Source organism: Microcystis sp. T1-4 (genome assembly GCF_000297435.1).
GTDB lineage: Bacteria > Cyanobacteriota > Cyanobacteriia > Cyanobacteriales > Microcystaceae > Microcystis.
On the sequence record NZ_CAIP01000373.1, the window covers coordinates 1 to 747 of the forward strand.

2 protein-coding genes are annotated in these 747 nt (G+C 37.2%); both read left to right on the forward strand.

Annotation, left to right across the window (positions count from 1 at the left end; all coding sequences use genetic code 11):
- A partial coding sequence (locus MICAI_RS27275) for a DUF4351 domain-containing protein (RefSeq protein WP_232306228.1) occupies positions 1–69 on the forward strand: 69 nt, incomplete at its 5' end.
- A 166-nt stretch (positions 70–235) separates the two neighbouring features.
- Positions 236–481 (forward strand): UPF0175 family protein, encoded by a 246-nt coding sequence (locus MICAI_RS17600; protein ID WP_002739258.1) that lies wholly within the window; start codon positions 236–238, stop codon positions 479–481.
- Positions 482–747 lie beyond the last annotated feature (266 nt).

Below are 747 nucleotides of genomic sequence, written 5' to 3' on the forward strand. Positions count from 1 at the left end.
GGAGAAGCTTTATTCGATTTCTCTACGGTTGAAGATTTAATCAATTGGTTAAATACTTTAACTGCTTAGTTTGTGTTAGTGATCGCATCTTCGCCATGACAAGGGGTAAGATTGCTTCGGAAAGGGAATTTCAGTTAACAGTTAACAGTTAGAAGTGAGGTCTGCCAAAGGGAATTGACAGACCGCAAAACATAGGATAGCATTTGTATAATTCTTATCAAAATACGGAGAAAATATGACTCTAGTTATTTCCCAAGAAGTGATTAAAGCAAGTGGTTTATCAGAGGATGAACTGTTGAAGGAAATTGTTGTTATGTTATTCCAACAAGATAAGATTAGCTTAGGAAAAGCAAGTGAGTTATTAGGTATTAATCAAATCAAGTTTCAACGGATGCTTTCTGAACGAGGAATTTGTATTCACTATGATGTTGCTGAGTTTCAGCAAGATATTAAGCATTTAAAAGAGAAAGGTTGGCTATGATTATTATTAGCGATACTTCTCCTCTCAGCAGTCTTGCTCTTGTTGGTTAAGTAGGGAGGCACAATTATTTGTAGGATGGGTTAGCGGTAGCGTAACCCATGCGGGCGTTGGGTTTCATGCTTCAACCCAACCTACGTTCTATTTAGAAAACCCGTTTTCTTTGAGAAACCCGTTTTCTTTGAGAAACCCGTTTTCTTTGAGAAACCCGTTTTCTGTATAAATGTTAATTTCTGTTACAGGGGTCTTGAAAGATTGGGGATTGTTGA

What these genes read in the sequence shown, in the direction of transcription:
- MICAI_RS17600 (WP_002739258.1), top strand. Translation starts at nt 236, where the DNA reads ATGACTCTAGTTATTTCCCAAGAAGTGATTAAAGCAAGTGGTTTATCA.